The 22,955-nt window shown below is 68.9% G+C and carries 22 protein-coding genes and 1 pseudogene; 14 read left to right on the top strand and 9 right to left on the bottom strand.

What is annotated here, in order from left to right; all coding sequences use genetic code 11:
• Positions 1-34 precede the first annotated feature (34 nt).
• From hisG to HMPREF9062_RS07775, 4 genes are all read right to left on the bottom strand, one after another.
• The gene (gene hisG, locus HMPREF9062_RS07790; protein WP_034253964.1) at positions 35-880 is read right to left on the bottom strand and encodes an ATP phosphoribosyltransferase; all 846 of its coding nucleotides are present in this window, start codon (positions 878-880) and stop codon (positions 35-37) included.
• A 53-nt stretch (positions 881-933) separates the two neighbouring features.
• Positions 934-1,197, bottom strand: a complete 264-nt coding sequence (locus HMPREF9062_RS07785; RefSeq protein WP_009749544.1) for a phosphoribosyl-ATP diphosphatase — start codon at positions 1,195-1,197, stop codon at positions 934-936.
• Between the two features lie 121 nt (positions 1,198-1,318).
• On the bottom strand, positions 1,319-2,497 hold the full coding sequence (locus tag HMPREF9062_RS07780; protein ID WP_009749543.1) for a DUF3866 family protein: 1,179 nt from the start codon (positions 2,495-2,497) through the stop codon (positions 1,319-1,321).
• Between the two features lie 100 nt (positions 2,498-2,597).
• Positions 2,598-4,010, bottom strand: a complete 1,413-nt coding sequence (locus HMPREF9062_RS07775; RefSeq protein ID WP_009749542.1) for a hypothetical protein — start codon at positions 4,008-4,010, stop codon at positions 2,598-2,600.
• 25 nt (positions 4,011-4,035) lie between these two features.
• On the opposite strand from HMPREF9062_RS07775, the gene HMPREF9062_RS07770 reads away from it, so the two are divergent.
• The 8 genes and pseudogenes from HMPREF9062_RS07770 (at position 4,036) to HMPREF9062_RS07735 (ending at position 12,529) form a co-directional block, all read left to right on the top strand.
• Complete coding sequence (locus HMPREF9062_RS07770) at positions 4,036-5,055, top strand: helix-turn-helix transcriptional regulator (protein WP_009749541.1); 1,020 nt, start codon at positions 4,036-4,038, stop codon at positions 5,053-5,055.
• 2 nt (positions 5,056-5,057) lie between these two features.
• Complete coding sequence (locus HMPREF9062_RS07765; protein WP_009749540.1) at positions 5,058-6,032, top strand: helix-turn-helix transcriptional regulator; 975 nt, start codon at positions 5,058-5,060, stop codon at positions 6,030-6,032.
• A gap of 227 nt (positions 6,033-6,259) precedes the next feature.
• Positions 6,260-6,529 (top strand): Sec-independent protein translocase subunit TatA, encoded by a 270-nt coding sequence (gene tatA, locus HMPREF9062_RS07760; protein ID WP_009749539.1) that lies wholly within the window; start codon positions 6,260-6,262, stop codon positions 6,527-6,529.
• Between the two features lie 75 nt (positions 6,530-6,604).
• Entirely contained in the window at positions 6,605-7,504 is a 900-nt protein-coding gene (gene tatC / locus HMPREF9062_RS07755) for a twin-arginine translocase subunit TatC (RefSeq protein WP_009749538.1), read from the top strand.
• 271 nt (positions 7,505-7,775) lie between these two features.
• Complete coding sequence (locus tag HMPREF9062_RS13635) at positions 7,776-7,955, top strand: hypothetical protein (RefSeq protein WP_009749536.1); 180 nt, start codon at positions 7,776-7,778, stop codon at positions 7,953-7,955.
• Positions 7,945-8,493, top strand: a pseudogene (locus tag HMPREF9062_RS13630) (diacylglycerol/lipid kinase family protein). Before HMPREF9062_RS13635 ends, HMPREF9062_RS13630 begins: the two are co-directional and overlap by 11 nt.
• Positions 8,494-8,565: 72 nt before the next feature.
• The gene (locus HMPREF9062_RS07740) at positions 8,566-11,496 is read left to right on the top strand and encodes a DEAD/DEAH box helicase (RefSeq protein WP_009749533.1); all 2,931 of its coding nucleotides are present in this window, start codon (positions 8,566-8,568) and stop codon (positions 11,494-11,496) included.
• 118 nt (positions 11,497-11,614) lie between these two features.
• Positions 11,615-12,529: a DUF808 family protein gene (locus HMPREF9062_RS07735; protein WP_009749532.1), complete on the top strand. Its 915-nt coding sequence runs from the start codon at positions 11,615-11,617 to the stop codon at positions 12,527-12,529.
• 65 nt (positions 12,530-12,594) lie between these two features.
• On the opposite strand, the gene HMPREF9062_RS07730 is transcribed toward HMPREF9062_RS07735, so the two are convergent.
• Positions 12,595-13,281 (bottom strand): response regulator transcription factor, encoded by a 687-nt coding sequence (locus tag HMPREF9062_RS07730; RefSeq protein ID WP_009749531.1) that lies wholly within the window; start codon positions 13,279-13,281, stop codon positions 12,595-12,597.
• Entirely contained in the window at positions 13,278-14,078 is an 801-nt protein-coding gene (locus HMPREF9062_RS07725; protein WP_009749530.1) for a sensor histidine kinase, read from the bottom strand. The genes HMPREF9062_RS07730 and HMPREF9062_RS07725 overlap by 4 nt, the downstream gene beginning before the upstream one ends.
• Before the next feature lie 122 nt (positions 14,079-14,200).
• Between HMPREF9062_RS07725 and HMPREF9062_RS07720 the strand changes: the two genes are divergently transcribed.
• The 4 genes from HMPREF9062_RS07720 (at position 14,201) to HMPREF9062_RS07705 (ending at position 19,001) form a co-directional block, all read left to right on the top strand.
• Complete coding sequence (locus HMPREF9062_RS07720) at positions 14,201-14,923, top strand: ABC transporter ATP-binding protein (protein WP_009749529.1); 723 nt, start codon at positions 14,201-14,203, stop codon at positions 14,921-14,923.
• Entirely contained in the window at positions 14,920-16,404 is a 1,485-nt protein-coding gene (locus HMPREF9062_RS07715; protein WP_009749528.1) for an ABC transporter permease, read from the top strand. Before HMPREF9062_RS07720 ends, HMPREF9062_RS07715 begins: the two co-directional genes overlap by 4 nt.
• A gap of 78 nt (positions 16,405-16,482) precedes the next feature.
• Positions 16,483-18,177 (top strand): apolipoprotein N-acyltransferase, encoded by a 1,695-nt coding sequence (gene lnt / locus HMPREF9062_RS07710; protein WP_009749527.1) that lies wholly within the window; start codon positions 16,483-16,485, stop codon positions 18,175-18,177.
• Positions 18,178-18,203: 26 nt separating this feature from the next.
• On the top strand, positions 18,204-19,001 hold the full coding sequence (locus HMPREF9062_RS07705; RefSeq protein ID WP_009749526.1) for a polyprenol monophosphomannose synthase: 798 nt from the start codon (positions 18,204-18,206) through the stop codon (positions 18,999-19,001).
• A 72-nt stretch (positions 19,002-19,073) separates the two neighbouring features.
• Here the strand turns inward: HMPREF9062_RS07705 and HMPREF9062_RS07700 are convergent, their stop codons facing one another.
• Positions 19,074-19,427 carry an RNA polymerase-binding protein RbpA gene (locus HMPREF9062_RS07700; RefSeq protein ID WP_009749525.1) on the bottom strand — a complete coding sequence of 118 codons (354 nt, stop codon included), beginning with the start codon at positions 19,425-19,427 and terminating at the stop codon, positions 19,074-19,076.
• A 267-nt stretch (positions 19,428-19,694) separates the two neighbouring features.
• Here HMPREF9062_RS07700 and HMPREF9062_RS07695 point away from each other — a divergent pair, with 267 nt between their 5' ends.
• A complete protein-coding gene (locus HMPREF9062_RS07695) occupies positions 19,695-20,819 on the top strand; it encodes a 6-phosphofructokinase (RefSeq protein WP_009749524.1) in 1,125 nt (374 codons plus the stop codon).
• 139 nt (positions 20,820-20,958) lie between these two features.
• Positions 20,959-21,522 carry a TetR/AcrR family transcriptional regulator gene (locus tag HMPREF9062_RS07690; RefSeq protein WP_034253955.1) on the top strand — a complete coding sequence of 188 codons (564 nt, stop codon included), beginning with the start codon at positions 20,959-20,961 and terminating at the stop codon, positions 21,520-21,522.
• 61 nt (positions 21,523-21,583) lie between these two features.
• On the opposite strand, the gene HMPREF9062_RS07685 is transcribed toward HMPREF9062_RS07690, so the two are convergent.
• Together HMPREF9062_RS07685 and HMPREF9062_RS07680 are read right to left on the bottom strand one after the other, a co-directional pair.
• The gene (locus HMPREF9062_RS07685; protein ID WP_034253952.1) at positions 21,584-22,138 is read right to left on the bottom strand and encodes a TetR/AcrR family transcriptional regulator; all 555 of its coding nucleotides are present in this window, start codon (positions 22,136-22,138) and stop codon (positions 21,584-21,586) included.
• 196 nt (positions 22,139-22,334) lie between these two features.
• Entirely contained in the window at positions 22,335-22,847 is a 513-nt protein-coding gene (locus tag HMPREF9062_RS07680; protein WP_009749521.1) for a GNAT family N-acetyltransferase, read from the bottom strand.
• Positions 22,848-22,955: the final 108 nt, after the last annotated feature.

Below are 22,955 nucleotides of genomic sequence, written 5' to 3'. Positions count from 1 at the left end.
CTCGGCCGTGAGCAAGGGGCGGTGCGCCGCCGGCTCACAGCCGGCAGGCTAGGAGTGAGGACACGAGAATCGCGCGTGCGCCCACCTCGTAGAGCTCGTCCATGACGCGGTTGACGTCCGCTCGCGGCACCATGGCGCGCACCGCCACCCAGTCGGGGTTCTGCAGCGGTGAGACCGTCGGCGACTCGATGCCCGGAGTCAGCGCCGCCGCCAGATGCAGCCTACTCATGGGCACGTCGTAGTCCACCAGTACGTAGGAGCGCGCCCGCAGTACTCCCTCCAGACGCCGCACGAGCGTGACCAGGCCGGGTGCGCCCAGGTATCGTTCCGTCGTAATGAGCACCGCCTCACTGGTCAGGATCGGCTCGCCGAAGGTTTCCAGGCCTGCCGCCCGCAGCGTCGTTCCAGTCTCCACGACATCGGCGATCAGATCCGCCACCCCGAGTCGGACCGAGGACTCTACTGCGCCGTCCAGATGCACGGTCACCGCTTCCACGCCCCGGCTCTTCACGTAGTCGCGCACCAGCACGTCGTAGGAGGTGGCCACGCGCCTGCCCGCGATGTCCTCCAGCGAGCTCATCGTCCCCGCCGGTGCTGCGAACCGGAAAGTGGAGCGGGCGAATCCCAAGGGCAGATGCTCGACGGCGTCCACCCCTGAATCCAGTAGCAGGTCACGTCCCGTGATACCGGCGTGGACTGCGCCCTGACCGACGTAGACGGCGATATCGCGGGGGCGTAGGAAGAACAACTCGATTCCACCCGCCTCATCGCGGAGCACGAGTTCGCGCCCCGTGCGGCGAGTGCGGTACCCGGCCTCGGCGAGCATAGTGGTGGCCGGTTCGGACAGGGAGCCCTTGTTGGGCACGGCGATGCGCAGCACGGCGGTCCTCACAGATGGGTCAGTGGTATCGGGCGACGGAGCGGAGCGGGCGCTCACAGGCGCTCGTAAACGTCGGCGAGGGTGTAGCCCTTGGCGATCATCATGACCTGGGCGTGGTAGAGCAGCTGGCTGATCTCCTCGCAGGCCGCTTCATCGGACTCGTGCTCGCAGGCCATCCACGATTCGGCGGCCTCCTCCACCAGCTTCTTGCCGATGAAATGGACACCCCGATCCAACTCGGTCACGGTTCCGGACCCCGCGGGGCGGGCGGCGGCCTTATCCTGAAGCTCGGCGAATAGGTCCTCGAAGGTCTTCATGGCGTCAGGGTAATGCCTGGGATCCGATCGATTCCCGTCTGCTGCGGCCCAGCCAGTCATGCCGGCCCCGGCGGAGATCCGCGTCGACCCATGGGCCGACCGCCTGGCCCGTAGCGACGGCTCAAGCGGCCTCGGGAGCCTGCTTGTGCAGGAGGGTCTCCGCGTACCGGCCGGCCGCAGCGGCGGCGAGGAAGGCCGCGGTATCCTCGTGCAGGCCGCGGCCCATGGTGGACAGGCGGATTCCTGTGGCGTTCTGGGCCTCTTCCAGTACCTCGGTGAGCCCGTCGACACCCGTGTCCACGCGATGATGCCGAGCGCCCCGCGGGCGGGGGCCGCACAACTCGCGCGCCTGGGCGTCGATCTGCTCGCCCAGCGCACCCGGCAGCCCCGGTACGACGATGTCCGCGGCGGTGAGGGCCACCCGCCCGTAGGCGGTCATCGAGTGGTGGGAGATGCCGCGGTGGCGCTCACGCGCATCGGCCTGGGAAACTCGCAGACAGGCGATGGCCCGCCCGCCGAGAACCGCCACCGCGTTAACGGCGTCGCCGCAGGCCACACCCGAGAAGCCCCATGGCGTGTCCGTGCCGAGGTTCCCGGGTCCTTGGGCGAGGACGACGAGGTCTGCGCCCAGCACGTGTCTGGCCGCTAGCAGCGCGTTGTGCACGGACACGGCCTCGACGTCGCCGCCCCACGCCTGCCCGGAGGTCACCGTGCCAGCCAACCAGCCGACCCGGCGCAGGGCGGCGACGGTGCGCGAGTAAGCCAGGGGCAAGGCGCCGCCGTCGGTCATGACGTAGACGGCGCGCACCTGATCATGCGCACCGCGCGTTGCGCGAGCACCGGCGAGGATGGCCGGTAGGGCGGAGTGCAGGTCGGCGATCACGACCGGAGTCCCTTCCAGTGTCAGATCGTCGATGGGGGCGCAGAGCAGCTCGTGGTGCACAGCGCCCTGCTCGTCGACGCCGGCGACCATGACCTGGTCCGGCATGTAGCGGGCCTTGACCAGGTGTCCCTCACGAACTGGATCCTCGGGCAGGACGCCGGGCCGCGCCACCACCATGGCGTGCCCGCCGGTGCCCAGACCCCGGTCGAGGGCGGAGACATCCATGCGGACTTCCTCCCCGACGCCCGGGATGCCGGTGACGGTCTCATAGGCGATGGCGCGCAGTCGACGGTCGACCTGCAGCGAATCGGCGCGCGACGGCGCGGCGGTGACGCGCACCACCAGTTCAGCGCAGCGACGGCCCGGCGGGCCCCAATTGCGCCGCAGTGTCAGGATCTCGCCATCGCGCCACATCATGGACGAACCGTACCGCGGGCGGGTCCCGCCAAAGCCGCCCGGAGCAAGGTCCCTGAGACTGCTGGAGCAGACTGCCGGAGCTCTCGCCTCCGGGGCCGGGTCAGAAGCTCGTGGCGAGAATCGTGCGCAGGTCCCCGACTTCCAGTTCGACACGGGGGCTGGTACTCAGTTCGACACCGCATCCGCCCACGTCGAAGACGTGCGTGAGGCGGCCGCGGCTCCCACTGCTCCGGGCCACTGGAGCGCCGTGACGCCGCTCCAGCTCGGTGGACAGCGCCCGGGCGCAGGCGAGCCTCTGCTTCCGGTCGGACGGGCCCGACTCGCGGCACGGTTCGACCGTGACCGTCCGACCACGGCGGTGCTCTTTGATGACGGCGGACCAGCCCCGTCCGGAGACGAACCGGGACTCTCCGGCGTTCTGCTCCGTCGCGACCACGGCACCGAAGCGCGAGAGCACGTCCGTGAACCGCCCGCCCGCCGCGAGCGCCGCGGCGAGGGCCTCCACGAGATCGCCGGCGCCCTGCGGAGCGAGCCTGACATCGAGGGGAGTGCGACCGGGGGTCCCGACGCGTCGCCGGGGCGCGCGCACCGCGGATCGCTCGACTGCACGCACGTACTCCTCCCACGTGCAGCCCGTAATCGGCTTGTCGTCGGGGTTCGTTTCGTCCCCGTCGAACAGGACGCCGATATCGGCGACGGGGCCCGGCGTGAAGACGCACATGTCCATTCCGGTCACATCGCGCATTTGCAGATCGGTGACCAGCGCCGGGGCGCCACCGCGGGCGAGCCCCGCCACGAAGGCCGTCAGGGTCGATCCGCGCCGCCGATCCCCGTACAACCACCGGCCGCGGGGGAAACGGACGCTCGCACGTCCTCCATGACCGACAGCGATGACGTCGAGGCCGTTCTCATCGGCGGCGAAGGTCACCGTCTCCCAGGGGGAGCCCTTGCCGAGGGCCCAGGTCAGAGACGGAGACCGATCGCGCCAGGCCGGCGGTGTGAGCGCCACGTCGTCGGCCATGCTTCCGATAATGTCCGGGAAGGCGCAGTCGAAGTCCTCCCAGGTCGAGGCGACCATAACGTAGCGGGGCTGCCACCAGGTGTCGGCTCCGGCGGGCGCCCCGGAGATCTGCCGGTACCAGTGGTAGGGCTGATCGGCGGGATCGCCTCCCCATTTGAAGCTAGTGCGCCAGGTGCCGGCCGGTACCGTGCCCATGTCGAAAGCCCTGAATCGGAGGCCGATGTCCTCGTCATCGGCGCCCGCGTTCGGGGACAGCTCAATGATGCGTTCCCCGATGAGCCACTGGAATCGCACGCCTGGGCCGATCGCACAGGCGGGCGGCGCCCCGATGAGGTCGGAAGCCTTCAGCAGGAAGACGCGCGCCCTTTTCAGACTCAGGGGGCCGCCCAGCGCGAGAACCTCGTCCTCCAGATAGGTCTCCAGAGCGTGCGGCCGCTGCGCTCGCCGGGGCTCCGGGTTCTGATCGGGGTTCTTCTCGGGGGCGGTCAGCATGCTCGTGTCTCATCTCTGTGGTTCGATGCTCGGGGCCGGCAACGAGCCTACGCTGAGATGCGTGACACGCACGCCCAGCCAGACGATCCCAGCCGAGGAGCGTCAGGTCAACCTGCTGTTGGCTCTGCGCAACACCGCCACCGGCATGACGGCGGCGGAGGTGGTGGACACAGTGGCCGGATACGACCGGAGCGGGGGTGAGACCGCCCGACGCATGTTCGAACGCGACAAGCGGATTCTGCGCGAGCTGGGCATCGTGATCACGACCACCGGTCAGGACGAGGGCAGCCGCTATCGGGTCGCGGAGGAGGACTACGCCCTGCCCGACGTGAGCCTGACCGCCGAGGAGGCGGCGGCCATCGACCTAGCCGCTTCAGCTTGGCGCTCGGGCGCCCTGACGTCCACGGCCCGGCATGCGCTGACCAAGATTCGGGCCGTCACTATGGGGGAGGAGGACACTGGGGTGGACCGTTCCCGGGCTCTGGCGGATCTGACCGTCGACCTTGCCGGCCGGGAAGTCCCGCCGCTGCTGGCGGCGGCCGTCGACGAGCGGCGCGTAGTCTCCTTCGATTACACCTCGGCCGCCTCGGGCACGACTCGCACTCGCGTCGTTGACCCCCATCGGCTGCGGATGAGCGAGGGCGCCTGGTACCTCGACGCCTTCGACCTGGGCTCTCAAGCCACCCGGACCTTCCGCCTGACCCGGATCGCGGGGAAAGTCTCGGTGCGCTCCGATCCGGGCGCCTTCGCCCCGCCCGAGGACGGCGAGCCGCTCGCCCGTGAGGCGCTCGTCGCCGTCGCCCCGGGCCGGGCCCTGCACCTGCGGTCCCGGGCGACCGCGGCGGACCCGGGCACCGACTCACGCCCGGTGCCCGTCGGCTGGGACGTGCTGAAAGTCACCTACACCGACCGCGTCGCCTTCGCGGGCTCACTGGCGGCGCTGGCCGACGCCGCGGTGGTCGTGGACCCGCCGCAGTTGCGCGCCGATGTCGTGGCCCACCTGACCGGCGTCGCCGCCCTGGGTCTTCCGACGGAGGATCGGTGAACATGGCACGGCGCTCGATCGACCGACTCGTTCGACTCCTGGCCCTGCCGGCCTGGGTCGCCGAGCACGAGGGCGCGTCCTTCGAGGAGGCCGCCGCTCATTTCGGCGTCACTGCTGCGATGATCCGAAGCGATGTGGAGACCCTGTGGGTCTCGGGCCTGCCCGGCGGCATGCCCGGGGATCTCGTCGACTTCAGCGCCGACGACTTCGAGGCCGGTCGGCTGCGCCTGACCGAACCGCTCGGGCTCGACCGGCCGGTGCGGCTGTCCCGCCAGGAGGCCGTTGCCCTGCTCCTGTCCTTGCGGGTGCTCGGCGACGTCCTGGCGGACGACCCCGCCTCCGCCGCGGCCCTGCACGGGGCGCAGGCCGCGCTGACCGCCGCAATGCGCGGCGGTGCGAGACCGGTCGCGCCGCCTGCGGGGGCGGACGACCCCGCCAGCGGGTCGGGCACGGCGGTGCTGCGGACCGTCCGACGTGCTATGGCCGAGCGGCGGCGCCTGCGGTTGACCTACGTGTCGGCCACTGACACCCGCTCGGTGCGCGAGGTCGACCCGCTCGAGCTGATCACCGACGGTTCGCACCTGACCGTGCGCGCATGGTGCCTGAGCGCCCGGGACGAGCGCTCCTTCCGCCTCGACCGGATCCTGAACGTCGAGCTCCTTGACGCGACCGCGACGACCCATCGCGCGCGTCGTCGTCACGGGGAGCCCCGCTCGTCCCGGTCCCGGACGGCGGTGCTCACCCTGGCCCCGGGCGGACGCTGGCTGGTGGAGCAGGTCGACGCCGAGAAGATCGAGATCCTGCCCGAGGGTGCGATACGCGCTCAGGTGCGAGGTCGCGATGAGGACTGGCTCGTCGGCCTCGTGCTGTCGGCGGGCCGACACATCAGAGGGGTTCTTCCCCGGAGCCTGGCATTGCGGGCCCGTGGAGCGGCGCAGCGCGCCCTCGCCCTCAATGCTTCCGTCGAAGGCTCATAACGTCACCCGTACACCCGCTTATGAGGATGGCTTCCGGTTACGAGGATGGATTATGAAGGCCGATGGCTGTGCGCCGGGTGCCGGCGGGGTCCGGCCCACTGCGGCGGTACGCCATGGGCGGTACGCCATGGGTGGAACGTCATGGGCCTGTGCGCGGCGCGCACCCTGTGAACCGCTAGAATCGTCGTGTTCCGATCAGGACCATCATCTTGGAAGCAGGTACGCACATGGGAGCCATGAGGCCTTGGCACTGGATCGTCGTCCTCCTCGTCGTCCTCCTCATCTTCGGAGGCAACAAACTGCCCGAGCTTGCGGGCAGCGTCGGCAAGTCGATGAAGGTCTTCAAGAAGGAGGTCAAGGAGTTGCAGGACGATGACGCCTCCTCCGCCCAGCAGCCCCAGGCCCAGATCCAGCAGCCGCAGCAGGGAACCTACTACACGCAGCCGACCCAGCCCGGTCAGACCGCCCCTCAGACGGACGGCACCGTCCAGCAGTGACCGACGGGCTGCGCACCACGAGCGCTCCGGCACTTCCGCGCACGTCACCGATCCGGTGAGGAGGGGAACAAGGTCATGCCGAGCATGCCCAGGATCTCCGTGACCCGTCGCAAGGACAATCCCGAGGCGGTCATGTCGATCGGGGATCACTTGCGCGAGCTGCGCAACCGTCTGGTCATCTCGGCTCTCGGGATCCTGATCGGGGCCGTCGTCGGCTATGTGATCTACAAGCCGGTGTACAACCTCATCACCCTGCCGATCACTCAGGCTAACGCGAACGGTGGGGATCTGAAGGTGAATTTCCCCACGATCTTGTCCTCCTTCGACCTGCGTCTGCGCATGTCGCTGTGGACCGGAGTGCTCCTGTCCTCCCCGCTGTGGATGTACGAGTTCTGGGCCTACGTCGGTCCGGGGATGACCCGCAGGGAGAAGGCCTACACGTGGGCCTTCGGGATGGCGGGCCTGGCGCTGTTCGCCTGCGGGTGCGCCCTGGGCATGTGGATCATGCCCCACGCCGTGCAGATCCTGACCGGCTTCATTCCCGACTGGGGCTCATCCACCGGGATCATCGACGCGTCGACCTACCTGTCCTTCTACCTGCGTCTCGTTCTCGTCTTCGGTGCCGCCTTCCTCCTGCCTGAGATCCTCGTAGCTCTCAATCGCCTGGGCCTGATGAAAGGCAGGACGATGCTCAAGGGCTGGCGCTGGGCGGTCGTGGCCATCTTCATCTTCATGGCCTTCGCCAACCCGCTGCCCGACCCCTGGTCCATGATCTTCATGGCGGTACCGATCACCGGTCTGTACTTCCTGGCCTGCTTCATGTCGATCCAGCATGACAAACGGGTAGCGCGCAGGCGCGCCCGGGAGGAAGCCGAGCTCGATGCCGCCCTGGCGGGGCAACCGGTCGCGGACTCGGCGAGCCTGTCGGCACCTGCTTCGTCTCGGGAGCTTCCCGCGGCTGGCGACGAGGCCTGATCCGCCTCTGGCCGGCGCCCGTCTCTCAGCCCTGCACCCTCATGCGCATCGTCCTGGTCGCCAACTCGACCTCGGGACGCGGTCGTCACGGCGGCGCCGCGCATGCGACCGTCACGGCGCTGGTCACGGCCGGCTACGACGTCACTGTCGCCTGCGGCTCCACCTATGAGGAGTCGCGCGTCAGCGCCACGGCGCCCTCGACTGCGACGGCGGTCCTGATGCCCTTGTTGCGGTCGGCGGGGACGGCACCGTCCACCTCGGTCTGGACACGGTGGCCACCACGGGCGTACCGCTGAGCATTGTCGCTGTAAGGGCCGGTAATGACATCGCCCGTCACCTGGGCCTGCCTCTACGGGATGCGAGCGCCTCGGTCCGGGTCACTGACGCCGCCCTGCGCGAGGCGGGGCGCATCGCCCGTCTCCACGCCATCCACGCCACGCGTGCGTCCTGACAGCTCGCCCGTGCACAACGAGCACGAATGGTCATTGGCCGTCGTCTCGGCGGGGGTGGACGCGGCTGTCAATGCCAGGGCGAACACGCTGGCCTGGCCCTCGGGTCAAGGCCGCTACCTGCGCGCGGTCCTCGGCGAGCTCACCGGCCCGGCTCCCTACGGCTACCGGCTGACCACCGACACCGGGATCTGGCAGGGACGGGCCCTGCTGGTCGCAGCGGCAACACCCGCTACGTCGGCGGCATGAACCTGTCGCCCGGTGCGGACGCCGCCGACGGCCTGCTGGATGTACTCCGCCTGGACCCGGTCGGGCGCGTCGGGCTCCTGGGCCTGCTTGGCCAGGGTTTTCGCCGGGTCCCACCTGACGGACCCTTTCGTCCGCCTCGAGCGCACCCGAGTGCTCACCATCGAGACCCTGCCGGCCCGGGCCGACCGGCGTACGCTCCCGTGCCCCATGGCCGACGGCGAGGCCCTCGTGCGGCTGCCGCTGCGACTGGAGGCCGTGCGCGGCGTCGTTCCCGTACTTCTGCCGTGCTAGGCGCCGGGCTCCGCGGCGTGCGCACGGGCGGCAGGCGCCGGAGTCGGCCGATAGTGATCGTAGGCTGTTGTCATGAGCTCGCCCGCCGAACGCTACGCCGCCGCCCGACGCCGACAGGCGGCCTCCCGCAGCGAGCTCGCCCGCTTCATGGCCGGCTACGATTTCCCTTTCGACGACTTCCAGGTCCGCGGGTGCGAGGCGCTCGAGCGCGGCGAGGGCGTCCTGGTGGCCGCGCCCACAGGGGCCGGCAAGACCGTCGTGGGCGAGTTCGCCATCCACCTGGCGCTGGCCAAGGGTCTCAAGGCCTTCTACACCGCCCCCATCAAGGCCCTGTCCAACCAGAAGTACCTCGATCTGCTGGCGCGCCACGGAGCGGAGCGCGTCGGTCTGCTGACCGGTGACACCTCTGTCAACCCACACGCCGACATCATCGTCATGACGACCGAGGTCCTGCGCAACATGCTCTACTCGGGCTCGCGCGATCTGGACCGCCTCGGCTTCGTAGTCATGGACGAGGTCCACTATCTCGCCGACCGGTTCCGCGGCCCGGTGTGGGAGGAGGTCATCATCCACCTGGCGCCCGAGGTGCAGGTGGTGTCCCTGTCGGCGACCGTCTCGAACGCCGAGGAGTTCGGCGACTGGCTCGGGCAGGTGCGCGGCAGCACGGCTGTCGTCGTCTGCGAGCACCGGCCGGTGCCCCTGATCCAGCACATGATGGTTGGCCGGCGACTGCTCGACCTCCACACGACGCCGTCATCGCCGTCATCGACCTCGGCGCCCGAATCCGGCGGCAGCGCGTCGACGGTCCGGCCCCCGCTCAACCCCGACCTGCTCAAGGCCCTGGCCAGGGCCCGCCGCGCGGCGGCGGGGGAGGCGGCTCCGTCCGCGTCCGGCCGCAGTCCAGCCGGAGGTCCGTCATCCCGGTCATGGCGGCGAGGGCGGGACCGGCGAGGAGGCCGGGCGCCGCGCCGCGGCGATGCCGGAGCCCGTGCCGCGGACCTGCGCCCGCCCTCACGGGTCACGGTCGTCACGGCGCTCGAGGAGGCCGACCTTCTCCCAGCGATCGTCTTCGTGTTCTCGCGCGCCGGCTGCGAGCAAGCCGTCCACCAGGCCGTGGGCGCCGGGGTCAGCCTGACCACTGATGCCGAGGCGGCCCGAATCCGTCAGGTCGTCGACCGGCACATGAGCGAGATCCCCGCAACAGATCTGGGCGTGCTGGGATTCCACGGCTGGGCGCATGCCCTGGAGCAGGGCGTGGCCGCCCATCACGCCGGCCTTCTTCCCGTCTTCAAGGAAACCGTTGAGGAGCTCTTCAGCGCGGGCCTGGTCAAGGTCGTCTACGCCACCGAGACTCTGGCCCTCGGCATCAATATGCCCGCCCGCACCGTGGTCCTGGAGTCCCTGCGCAAGTGGAACGGGTCGGCCCACGCGACCCTGAGCCCGGGCGAGTACACCCAGCTGACCGGACGAGCCGGCAGACGCGGCATCGACACGGAGGGGCATGCCGTCGTCCTGGCCGCCGGCGGGGTCGACCCCGCCTTCGTCTCCTCGCTGGCGTCGCGGCGCACCTACCCGCTCGTCTCGGCCTTCCGGCCCACGTACAACATGGCGGTCAACCTGCTCGGGCGCGCCTCGAGGGCCCGGGCTCGCGAAGTGCTCGAGTCCTCCTTCGCCCAGTACCAGGCCGACCGCGGTGTCGTCGAGCTCGCCGCCGAGGCCCGCAGGATGCGCCGGAGCCTCACCGCCATGGAGGAGCAGATGACCTGTCACCTCGGAGACTTCCGCGAGTACGCGCGCCTGCGTCAGCGCGTCGCCGATGCCGAGGCCGATCTCTCCCGGACCGGTCGCACCGCGCGCCGCGAGGAGGCCGCACGCGCCATGACCTCGCTGAGCCGAGGCGATATCATCATCCATCGTCGAGGACGCCGTCACAAGCACGCCATTGTTCTGGATCAGGGCGTGGATCGCACTGGCGCTCCCATCCTGACGGTCCTGGGGGAGGACTCCCGGGTCCTGACCCTGTCGCCGGACACCGCTCCCGAGGGCGTCGTCCGAGTCGGTTCTCTGAAAGTCGCGCCCGGCGTCAACGTGCGCAGGCCCCGGGATCGCAAGCGCCTGACGGAGCGTCTGGTCAGCGCCCTGCGCTCGGGGGACCTGGAGCACGCCCGACCCGGACGACATCGGGGACGCGGAGGCGATGGTGAGCAAGGCGGCGTCGCACGCGTGGAGGAGTTGCGCCACCGAATGCGCGCGCACCCCTGCCACGCATGTCCCGATCGCGAGGAGCACGCCCGCACGGGACGCAGATGGCTGCGCGCCTGTGCCGAGGCGGAGCGCCTCCAGGCCCGGGTGGAGAGCCGCACCGGCACGATCGCCCGTCTTTTCGATGCCGTGTGCGAGGTGCTCATCGAGCTGGGCTATCTTCAGCCCGTCGATCGCGGGCATCCGGAGCGCGATCTGAGAGTCACCGACGCCGGACGGATGCTGGCGCGCGTCTACGCCGAACGGGACCTGCTCGTCTCGGAGTGCCTGCGCCACGAACTGTGGGACGGGCTCGCCTCCGCCGACCTGGCCGCAGCGGTGTCGGCGTGCGTGTACGAGCCGCGTCTGGCGGTGCAGTCCATTGGTCTGCCCGTGGCGCCGAGCTCCCGCCTGGGAGCGGTGCTACGTGAGGAGATCCGTCTGTCCCGTGCCATCAATAATCTGGAGTCTCTGGTGCGGATCGAGTCCTCCAGCGGCGCCGAGCCGGCTCTGGCGGGTGCCGTGAGAGCATGGGCGGAGGGCGCCGACCTGGCCGAGGTCCTTCAGGATTGCGAGCTGACCGCCGGTGATTTCGTGCGCTGGTCCAAGCAGCTCCTCGACGTACTCGGGCAGCTGGCCCGTCTCACAATGACCGAGGAGAGCGCGCCCGATCGGCGTCGCGCCATTAAGACGCTGTCCGTGAGCGCCGCCCGGGCGAGTCTCGATGTCAATAGGGGAGTGGTGGGCTGGTCCCCGGTGTGATTTGTCGTAGCGCCCCGCCCATGGGCGGAGCGCCCGCCGGCCGCCCACGGCGGATAGTCTCATCTCCGGCCGGGCTCCCGCTCGGAGCCGCAGCACGACGACAGGACCTCCGGACCCCATGTCAGGCTTCTTCGCTCTTCTCGACGACATCGCCACGCTCGCCAAGCTGACGGTATCGACCATCGACGACACGGCCGCCGTGGCCGTCAAGGCGTCCGCGAAAGTCTCGGCCGCCGCAGTGGACGATGTCGCTGCGACGCCCCAGTACGTCACCGGCATCACTCCGGACCGCGAGCTGCCGATCATTAAGAGGATCACGCTGGGCTCGCTCCGCAACAAGCTTCTCATCATCCTGCCGATCGGACTGCTGCTGACGGCGGTGGCGCCCGTTCTTCTGCCCGTGGCGCTCGTCATCGGCGGCACCTACCTGTGCTTCGAGGGCGGGGAGAAGATCCTGGAGAGCTTCCTCGGCCCCGACCACCCCTCCGAGGAGGCTCCGATGGACGAGGCCGCGATCGTCAAGCGCGCCGTCACCACCGACTTCGTCTTGTCCACGGAGATCATGCTGCTCGCTCTCGCCGAAGTGCAGGAGGAGTCGTCCGTCAGACGCGTTGTCGTCCTGGTCACGACCGCCCTGCTCATCACTTTCGCGGTCTACGGGCTGGTTGGGGCGCTCATTAAGATTGACGACGCCGGGGCTCACCTGGCCGGGAGAGGCCGCACGAGGGCCTTGCGCTCCCTCGGCCGCGCCGTGGTGTCCAGCGCTCCGTCGCTCTTCACCGGTATCGGGGTCGTGGGCACCGTGGCGATGCTGTGGGTCGGTGGCCACATCCTGGCGGTCAATCTCGCCAAGGTCGGCTTCGACCCGTTGCACCGAGCCATCGAGTGGGCCGGGGAGCTCGCTCACAACTCCGTCCTGTCCTGGGTCACCGGGACCGCCATGTCCTGCTTTATCGGGGCAGCCATCGGCACGCTGCTGGCACTGGCCTGGCGGCCCGTGCATAGCGCCCTGGCAGGCCGTCGCGGACTCTGACGGGGGCGCCTCGCTCCCGGTAGATCGGAGGCGACGGGGAGCAGGGGCGAGCCGGAACCGCGCGCCTACTGACTGGCACCATCCCCGAGGAAGGCGAGAATGGCGCGCACCCGCCGGTTCTCCTCGGACGGGTCCAGGCCGAGCTTGAGGAAGATGGCCGAGACGTGCTTGGCGACCGCCGCTCCCGACACGACCATCCGCACCGCGATCTGACTGTTCGACAGCCCCCGCGCCATGAGCTCGAGAACCTCGAGCTCACGCGGTGTCAGGTTCGCGAGCCCCGAGCGCGAGCTGCGCACCATGGCTCGGGCCACCTCGGGATCGGTCACCATGCCTCCGGACAGAATCACCCGCAAGGACCCCAGGAAATCAGCGACCTCCGAGACCCGGTCCTTGAGCAGGTAGCCGGTCCCGCCGGCGTCGGCCGGTGCATCGGCGGAGAAGAGCCGTCGGGCGTAGGCCGCCGATACGTACTGGCTGAGGACCATGATCGCCACTGCCGGATGGCGGCGTCGGATGGTCAGCGCAGCCTCCAGCCCGTCGTTCCTCATGGTCGGCGGCATACGGACGTCGGCGATGACCGCATCCGGCAGACACGCCCGGGCGTCCATGAGCTCAACGCGGTCGATGAGCGCGTGCGCATCGCTCTCCCGGGCGACGACGTCGTAGCCCTGACGCTCGAGCAGTCCCGCCAGCCCCTCCCGCAGCAGGGCTGAGTCATCGGCAAGCACCAGTGAGGGGGTCGTGCTCATGACTTCTTCCTGTCGATGGTGTCATCCACGTTATCTGTGCTGCCGATGCCGCCTGAACCGTTCATCCTGATGCCGCTCTCCCCGCGGGCCAGGAGCAGGGGCAGGCGCGCGGCCACTCGCGTCGGCCCTCCCGGGGGACTGGACAGCAAGAGATCTCCGCCGAAGGCCGCGAGCCGCTCCCTCATGCCCGCCAGACCATGCCCCGGCCGCAGACGGGCCCCACCGGATCCGGTGTCGACGACGCAGACCCGCAGGCTCTCATCCACGGTCAGCAGGACCGTGACCTGGGCACCGGGGGCGTGCTTGAGCGCATTGGTCATCGCTTCCAGGGCGAAGAAGTAGGCCGCGGCGAGGACTCCCTCGGGCAGCACCGGCAAAGGGTGGGGGCAGACGACTCTCACGGTGCCGCCGATCCCGTCGGCTCGGTCCACTGCATCCCGCAGGGCCGCCTCCAGGCCGAGGTCGGTGAGCACCCGGGGGTGGATGCCGTGCACCGTGGTGCGCAGCGAGTCGAGTCCGCCGGCGATGGCCGCCTTGGCCTCTCCCAGGAGGTTGGCGAGGGCGGGATCCGCCGTCACGGCCGGGGAGAGCTGCGCCTCCCCGAGCTTCATGAGTCCGACGACGAGCCGCTGCTGGGCGCCGTCGTGGAGGTCGCGTTCGATCCGACGGCGCTCGACCTCATAGGCCGTGACGATCTCCCGTCGCGAGGCCGTGAGCTCAGCGATCCTCCGGGAGGCGAGGGCCTCGTGCGAGGTCGCGGCCCTGTGGAACCATCGCTGCGGAAAGGGGAATTGCACGCGCCCAAGGTACCGTGCCTCGTCAGCCCGTGCCCGCGGCGCCGGGACCCGACGAAGGTATACCCAGCACTACTCCTTCCGGAGTGCGGGCACTATCGAGACCGCATCGGAGACACGATGGAATGAGGGGCATGAACACATCACTGATCACCACCGGCGACATCGTCAAGCGCTTCGGTGCGGTGACGGCTCTGGCCGGCGTGAGCATCGACATCGCCGAGGGTGAGACCGTTGCGATCATGGGTCCCTCGGGCTCCGGTAAATCAACACTGCTGCACTGCCTGTCCGGCGTCCTTGTTCCGGATCACGGGACGGTGACCTTCGCGGGCACCGCACTGTCCCGTCTCCCTGACGCTCAACGCTCCCATCGTCGCTTGCGCGAACTGGGATTCGTCTTCCAGGACAGCCAGCTCATCCCCGAGCTGCCGGCTCGGGAGAACGTGGCGCTTCCTCTCATGCTCACGGGGACACCAACGCGATCGGCGCTGCGCGCCGCCGACGAGACGCTCGCCCGGCTCGGTCTGGCCGAGCTCCGGGACCGTCGTCCCGGCGAGATGTCCGGTGGCCAGGCCCAGCGCGCGGCGATCGCCCGGGCGCTGGTGGGCAGCCCCCGAGCCATCTTCGCCGATGAGCCCTCCGGTGCACTGGACCAGGCGACCGGTCACGAGATGATGCAGCTGCTGACGGCCGCCGTCTCCATGGCGGGCACCGCGCTGGTCGTGGTGACGCACGACCTCAACGTCGCGCGCTGGTGCTCACGCCTCATTGAGATCCGCGACGGACTGATCCATTCCGATCGTCCTCTCGCCGTCGACCGCTCCCGTGAGGCGGAGGCGATTCGATGAGCGACTCGATGGACACCGTCGCCACAGTCACCGTGCCCGCAGCAGGCTCGTCCCGGGGCACGGCATCCTCGGCCGCCCCCCTGACCCTCGTCCGCCTCACCGCTCGCCTCACCCGCGCGCGCCTCGCCGCTCGCGAGGGGGAGGGACTCCTGTACCTGGCCAGCGTCCTGGCCCATACCGTTACGACCTGCGCGGCCCTGAGCGTGGCCGGAGGCACGTGGATGCTCTACAGCCGCGGGCGGCACCCGGAGCGCGTCCCCGTGTGGGAGGCGGAGGCCCAGAACACCGGCTGGGACTTCGACTTCGCCGCGAGCCAGTACGTCGTCCTGTCCCTTCTCGCCTGCGCCATGCTGGTCCCGGCCATGGTGAGCTTGGCATCCAGTGCGGCCGTCCTGGGGGCGCGCGGCCGGGAGAGGCGTCTGGCCGTTCTGCGCCTGGTGGGCCTGTCCGGGGGAGACGTCACCCGCATGTCCCTGCTGGATGCCCTGGTCCAGTCGGTGGCGGGCGCCGTCATCGGCACGATCGTCTACCTGGTCGCCCTTCCGGCATGGAGCGCCCTCACGGTGATGGGCGCGCGGATCACCGCTGGCGAGATGTTGCTGCCGCTGAGGCTCCTCGCCGCCGTCCTGATGGGCGTCGTCGCGGTCGGCCAGGCCTCCGCCTGGCGGGGCCTGCGCCAGATCCGAATCTCCCCGTTGGGTGTGTCCCGACGGGCCAACGGCCCGCGTGCGCGCGTCTGGCGCGTCATCGTGTTCCTCCTGACTCTGTTCGGAGCTCCCTGGATCATCAGCTCGGTTCCCCTCCAGTACCGAGCCTTTGCCATATGCGCCATGATCGTGGCTGTGATCGCGGTCTTCGACCTAGCCGGTTCTTGGTTCGTCCAGCTGCTCGCCCGAGGACTCGCCCTTCTGCGCGGCCCGGTCATGCGCTGGACCGCTCGCCGGATCCAGGCGGGGCCGGCGGCGACGTGGCACCGGGTCTCCGCCATGGGACTGCTGGCCTTCATCGGCGGCTTCATGTCGCTCATGCCTCTGGATTCCGACACCGGAACGGCCGCAGAGGCCGGGTCGGTCGAGGCCTTCGTCTACAGCATGCTGTGGGATTTCAACAAGGGAGCCGTCATCACCCTCGCTTTCGGGTTCGTTCTGACGGCCACGTCGATTTTCATCACCCAGGCCTCGGGCACGATCGAGCGCGCGGAGCAGTCCCGCTGCCTGCACCGCATGGGCGCCCCTGCGAGCTACTGCCTGCGCGTCATGTGGATGGAGGCCTATGTACCACTCCTTCTTGCCGTTGTCGGCGGTGCGGGCCTCGGTACCCTCATGTCCTCCTCGTTCCTGAGCGGGCTGCCTCCCGCATCCGGCGTCCCTGTGGTGCTCGGTGTCATCGTCGTCGGACTGATCTTGACCGCCCTCGCCCTGAGGGCGTGCCATCCCCTGCACCACCGACTGCTCGGCGTCAAGGAGCGGCACAACGACTGACATCCTTCTACCGCGCCCGCGGGCCGCCTGCCGTCGCCGGGTGGTGATCCGGACGGGGACCGAAGCGCCCCCGGCCCTATGCTTCAGGCCGTGACACCGTTCGACCGCACACCCTCCGACCCGGGTACCGAACACCCGGTCGCAGACGACGGCGACGAATGGCCCCGCCCGCAGGATCGGGTCGCACTGCGCCGCTATGCTCCCGTCCTGGCCGCCGCACTGGCGGGCCTGGCCGTGACCGTCGCCTTCCCTCCCACGGATGTGTGGTGGGCGGCACCGCTCGGCCTGGCACTGTTCATGGGTGCGGTTCGAGGACGCAGCATGTGGACGGGAGCCGGACTGGGCCTCGTTTTCGGGCTCGCCTTCTTCGCTCCCCTGCTGCACTTCACTGCTGTCGCCATGGGAAACCCGATCGGCTGGGCGGCGCTCACCCTCGTCCAAGCCCTCTACATGGTCGTCCTGGGCGCAGCATGGGCGTTGGTGAGCCGGGTGTCCGCCCTGACCGACGTCGGACCCGGAGCCGGGCATGCGGTCACAGCACGAATCGTCTCCTTCACCGTGCTGTGGTGCGGCGTGGAGGAGCTGCGCTCGAGCTGGCCATGGGGCGGGTTCCCCTTCGGTCGTCTCGCATTCGCCATGGCCGATGCCCCCCTCCTGCCCTTCGCCGCCTACACGGGCTCCATCGGCCTGACACTTCTGGTGGCGCTCATCGGCGCCTGCCTGGCCGAAATCATCTGGGCGATGAGGGCCCGGGCTGTCCTCCACACTCTCGCCGCCGTCACCTGCGCCGGCCTCGCTCTCGTCCTCCCGCTGACACTGCCCGTTGACAGCGTCGCCGAGAAAGGCGGCCTGAAGGTGGGCGCCGTCCAGGGAAACGTTGCCGACGATGTCGAGGACGCCTTCGGTCGGGCCATGGAGGTCACCGGCAACCATGCTCAGGCCACCAAGCAGCTGGCGGACGATGCGGGTCGCGGCGGCCTTGACGTCGTCATCTGGCCCGAGAACGCCGCGGATCTCGATCCGCGCATCTACCCGGCCGCGGCCGATCTCATTGACGCCTCCGCTCGGGCGGTCGGCACCCAGATCGTCGTGGGCACCGTCCTGTATGCGGACCGGAATGACGAGCGAGTGCGCTACAACGACATGCTCGTATGGACGCCCGGCGAGGGACCGGGCCCCTACTACCGCAAGCACCGTCCCGTCCCCTTCGCCGAGTACGTCCCCTTACGCGGCCTAATCGAGCGAGTGACCGATCAGGCCGATCGCATCGGCACGGACATGGCTTCGGGAACCGGACCCCAGACCCTCGTCGTCCACGCCGCCACGCAGGACCGTGACGTCAACCTCGCCATGGGCATCTGCTTCGAGGTCGCCTACGACAGTGCTATGCGCGAAGGTATCAGGCAGGGCGGCGAACTCATCGTCATTCCCACCAACAACGCCAGCTTCCTGTCCTCCTCCGAGGCCGACCAGCAGCTCGCCCAGGGCAGAGTTCAAGCCGTCGTCCACGGGCGCGGCGTCGTCCAGGTCTCCACCGTCGGCATCACAGCGATCATCAGCCCGAGAGGCGTCGTCGAGCAGGAGATCCCGCCCTACACGCAGGGCAGTCTCGTGGCCGACGTCGGTCTGCGCACCTCCATCACCGTGGCGGACGCCCTGGGGGACTGGCCGGGACTCGTTCTGCGTGGGTCCGCGGCCCTGCTGACTGCAGCCGGTATCGTGTCGGCCGTCGGGAGGCTCTTTCGATCCGTTCGAGCCGACCGGCACCAGTGAAGCCCGCCCTGAATCGGAGAAGAGCTGTGAAAACCCTCGTCATCATTCCCACCTACAACGAGATCGATTCTTTGCCCCGGGCGCTGGATCGCGTGCGTAACGCGGCCCCCGAGGCCCACATCCTGGTGGTCGACGACGGTTCGCCCGACGGCACGGGCAGGCTCGCCGATGCGCGCGCACAGGTCGACGATCGCGTCCACGTCCTGCACCGCACCGAGAAGAACGGCCTAGGCCCTGCCTATCTCGCCGGCTTCTCCTGGGGGTTGGACGCCGCCTACGAGTTGATCTGCGAGATGGACGCCGACGGCTCCCACCGCGCCGAGGACCTCGCCCTGCTCATCCAACGCGCACAGATGGCCGATGAGCCCGATCTCGTCATCGGCTCGCGCTGGGTATCCGGCGGCGTCACCAGGGGATGGGACGCTAAACGCGTCATGCTCTCCCGCGGCGGCAACCTCTACATCAACGCGATGCTCGGCCTGAGGGTCAAGGATGCCACGGCCGGTTTCCGCGTCTACCGGGCCTCTATCCTGCGCCGTCTGGATCTGAGTAGGATCGAGGCCCTCGGGTACGGTTTCCAGGTCAATATGACCAAGCTCGTCGACGACGCCGGCGGCCGTATCGTCGAAATGCCCATCACCTTCCTAGAACGCGAGGCGGGACAGTCCAAGCTCTCAGGGGGGATCTTCACCGAGGAGCTGAACCTGGTGACTAAGTGGGGTCTGACCAAGCGCAGCGGGCAGCTGGCTGACGCGACCCGGAGGCTGGGCGACCGCATCAGTGCCGCACGGGCTGCTCGACGGGGCTCCTTCAGCCGGCGCTGAATCGATGATCGCTCCCGCCCACCAACGCCCACCAACCGAGCGGGCGGGGGAGCGACGGCGCGGTGCCGACAGTCAGAAGCGCTCGCGGTAGATCTCCCCCGAGCGCAGCATCTCTAGCCGCTCGTCGAGGAGGATCTTGAGATCATCCATCTCGCGGCGTTCGAGCAGCATGTCCCAGTGAGTGCGAGGAGTCTTCTTCGGTTCGTCGGACTCCGGCTCGTCCTCGCCGCGCAACGCGGCCACCTGACCGCACTCCGGACACTCCCAGGTCTGGGGGATCTCGGCCTCCAGCGCCATGGGGATGACGACGACGTGCGCGAGCGGGCACTCATAAGTGATCATCTGCCGCTCGGCGAATTCGACGCCCTCCTCGGACTCCATCGATTTCGCACCGATGGTCATGCCCCGCAGCGCGCGGTCTGCCATGCTGCTGTCTCCTTCACTCGATACTCGTTCATGCCAAGCGTGTCGACGCTTCGGCCCACGGACGTCAACACTGACTGGCCCCTCAGCATTCCCGTAATTACCCCACATTCCCCAGTCCCCGCCGGCCGGGGCGGCATCGAGAGTGTCCGAGGCGGAGGCCACTGGGCGCTCGACCAGTGGGGCGGCGGTGGGACGTCCGTCCGTCGAGGGCGAGCTAACGGTGCCGCAGACCCTGCCCGGATGCCGCTCGGGCGGCATACTGGTGCCATGGCTATCAAGCGCATCGGAATCCTGACCGCCGGCGGAGACGCCCCTGGACTCAACGCCGCGATCCGCGGGCTCGGAAAGGCGGCGATCGCCGACTACGGATGGAGACTGATCGGCTTCCGTGACGGCATGCGCGGGTTGGCGGAGAACCGTTTCACCGAGTTGGACGCCGCCTCGCTGTCGGGCATCCTCACCACCGGCGGCACCCTGCTAGGCACGAGCAGGGACAAGGTCCACCGCATGGTCGTCGACGGCGAGACCCGCGACATGATCCCCACGATCGTGGAGAACTACGCCAAGGACGAGCTGGACGCCCTGGTATGCCTCGGCGGGGGAGGCACCGCCAAGAACGCGCGACGTCTGATGGACGCGGGCCTCAACATTTTGCATTTGCCCAAGACCATTGACAACGACATCGTCGAGACGGATACGTCCTTCGGCTTCGCCACGGCCCTGGAGATCGCCACGGAGGCGGTGGACCGTCTTCACTCCACCGCGCACTCGCATCATCGGATCATTCTCACCGAGATCATGGGGCACCGCGCCGGGTGGCTGGCGCTGGGCGCCGGCATCGCCGGGGGAGCGGATGTCATCTTGCTGCCCGAGATCCCCTACGACGTCGGGGCGATCGCTGAGAAGATCGAGCGACGTCGTTCCCACGGCTCGGCCTTCTCCGTGGTCGCGGTCGCCGAGGGGGCGCTCAACCAGACCGACGCCCAGGAGCTGGCGCATGCGCGGGCCCTGGTCAAGGACGCCTCCTCCTCGGACCTCAAGGCTCTGGCCAAGAAGAACGTTAAGACCCTGGAGGCCTCCCATCGTGCCAATACCTTCACCCTGGCCGAGCAGCTCGAGGCGGCCACCGGCCTGGAGGCCCGCGTGTCCATTCTCGGTTACGTCCAGCGCGGCGGCACCCCCAATGCCGCCGATCGGCTGCTCGCCACCAGACTGGGAGTCGCGGGGGCCAACGCAATCGCCGAGGGGACGTTCGGTGTCATGGTGGGAGACCGAGGCAACGGTACGGAACTGGTGCCGCTGAAGAACGTGGCGGGGAAGATCAAGTTCGTCCCGCGCGACCATGAGTGGATCCGGGCGGCGCGCGCCGTGGGGACCGCCCTGGGCGACTAACGCCGGATCGGGGGAGCCACGCTGGGAAGAAGCCTTCCCCTTCCTCACCGCATTAGTCGCGCTCGCTCAAATGCCTCAGCGGAGGGGGGCGGGGTCTCTGACGCATGACGTAGTACATACTAGTAGGTACAATGGGAGAGTGAATACGAGAGACCGTCTTGTCGCCGCCACCCGTGAGCTGATGTGGGAGAAGGGGTATGCGGCTACGAGCCCCAGGGACATCCAACGCGCTGCGGGTGCCGGGCAGGGAAGCATGTACCATCACTTCTCCGGCAAAGAGGACCTCGCCGTCACTGCCATGGAGCAGACCGCGGCTTCGGTGCGTCACGATCTCGAGCAACTGCTCTCCGGACCGTGGACCGCTCCTGAGCGCCTGGAGCGATACCTGACGTACCAACGTGACTGCCTGCGCGGCTGCCGGATAGGGAGGATGACCTCCGATGCCGAGGTGGTGGTGTCGACGGCCCTGCGCGCGCCGGTCTCCGAGACCTTCACCTGGCTCATCGACGCGCTGACACGCATCATCGCCGACGGCGTGGCGGCGGGTGAACTCTCCCGGACGGTGAGACCGCCAGAGCTCGCCTCGGTAGTTGTCGCCGTCGTCCAGGGAGGCTACGTCCTGGCTCGGGCCCAGGGCGAGACGGCGCCCTTCGATACCGCCATCAGAGGAGCGATCTACCTGCTCAGAGCCGTCGCCATCTGAGTGAGCGAGCCCCTTGGGTTAGTTAGCCCTGGGCGCGAAGCCGATCCGGCAGCTGCGCGCCTCAGCCGAGTCCGGCGAAGTAAGCCCGAAGGGTCGTCCTGGCGCTGAGCTGGGCGACGCGGCAGGTCCGGTACATGAGCATCGCATCGATCAGACTCACCAGGTCGGACACCCGCTTGTGCGCCTGCGCCACCGCGCACGAGGCGAGCGCCTGTTCGCAGACGGTCGCCAGGCGCTTGCGCCACGGAGCGTCGACAGTCAGCACATCGCGCAACTCGGCGTCATCGCGCAGCTCGACCACGAGAGCCGTGCGAGCAGTGAGGTCGATCGGCCGACGCGCCAGCCGATCGACGAGACGTGTCAGAAAATCGGCTGCTTCGATCCGCGTCATGCCTGCAGGAACGTCGATCTGCGCGTCGTCCCGCGAACGCTCGGAGAGGCGGTTGACGACCAGTCGCAGGAGGTCGTGGCGGGTACGTGCGTAGTAGGAGGTCGAGCCGCGGGGGAGATCCGCCTCAGCGTCGACACGCAGATGCGTCAGCGCGCGGATCCCGTCGCGTGCGACGAGGCGGATCCCCGCGTCCCCGACCTGTTCCCTGCGTCCCGCTGCACTCATATCTGCCTCCATCTTTCTCTCTACACCCGCAGAATACTCCACACGTATAGAGACTACTATGGCCATAGTACCTTATATGCTTATAGAGGCATCGAGAGCGTGGCTCTGATGCATCTCTGCCACACGCTCGGAGTGGGCGGCTCGAGTCCGACGGCGCCGTTCCTGGCGCAGTATCCGGTGGGACGTTGAGTGTCGCTCACAGACGGCGCGACATGAGCACGAGGTCGAGGACCCGTCCGTGCTTCTCGCCGGCGGCCTCGATAGTGCCGACGACGACGAAGCCCGCGCGCTCGTGAAGACGCACCGAGGTTGTGGTACTGGCTTCGATCTGAGCCACCATCGTGCGGTCACCGGCGCGCTGCGCAGCCTCGACGAGCGTCGCGAGCAAGCGTCCGCCGAGACCGCACCCTCGCGCGGCGGGCGAGAGGTAGATCGAATCCTCCACAGTACGGGCGTACCCCTCGTAAGCCTGCCAGGCGGAAGCGACGGCGAAGCCGAGTATCTCGCCATCGACCCTCTCAGCCACGAGGGCGGTGCCACGGGTGATCTGCGGGGTGAGCCAGGCGAGCGCCTCAGCCTCCGTCTGCTCCCGGGAGGTCCAGATGGCCAGCGAGTCTCGGATGGCGGCGTTGCGGATGGCCCGGATGCCGGGGGCATCGGCTGCGGTGGCGGGCCGAATCGCAGCGGCGACGGCGTCGAGATCACTCATGGCGCAACGCTATTTCACCGTCACTCCGCTCAGACAACGCCGATAATGTACATTATGTCATTTCAGTTGTCCGTTGCGCCCGCTCTTCGACCCGTTGATACCCCCACC

Source organism: Actinomyces sp. oral taxon 448 str. F0400 (assembly GCF_000220835.1).
In the GTDB taxonomy this organism is placed as follows: Bacteria; Actinomycetota; Actinomycetes; order Actinomycetales; family Actinomycetaceae; genus Actinomyces.
This window is presented reverse-complemented; position numbering and strand designations above follow the sequence as displayed.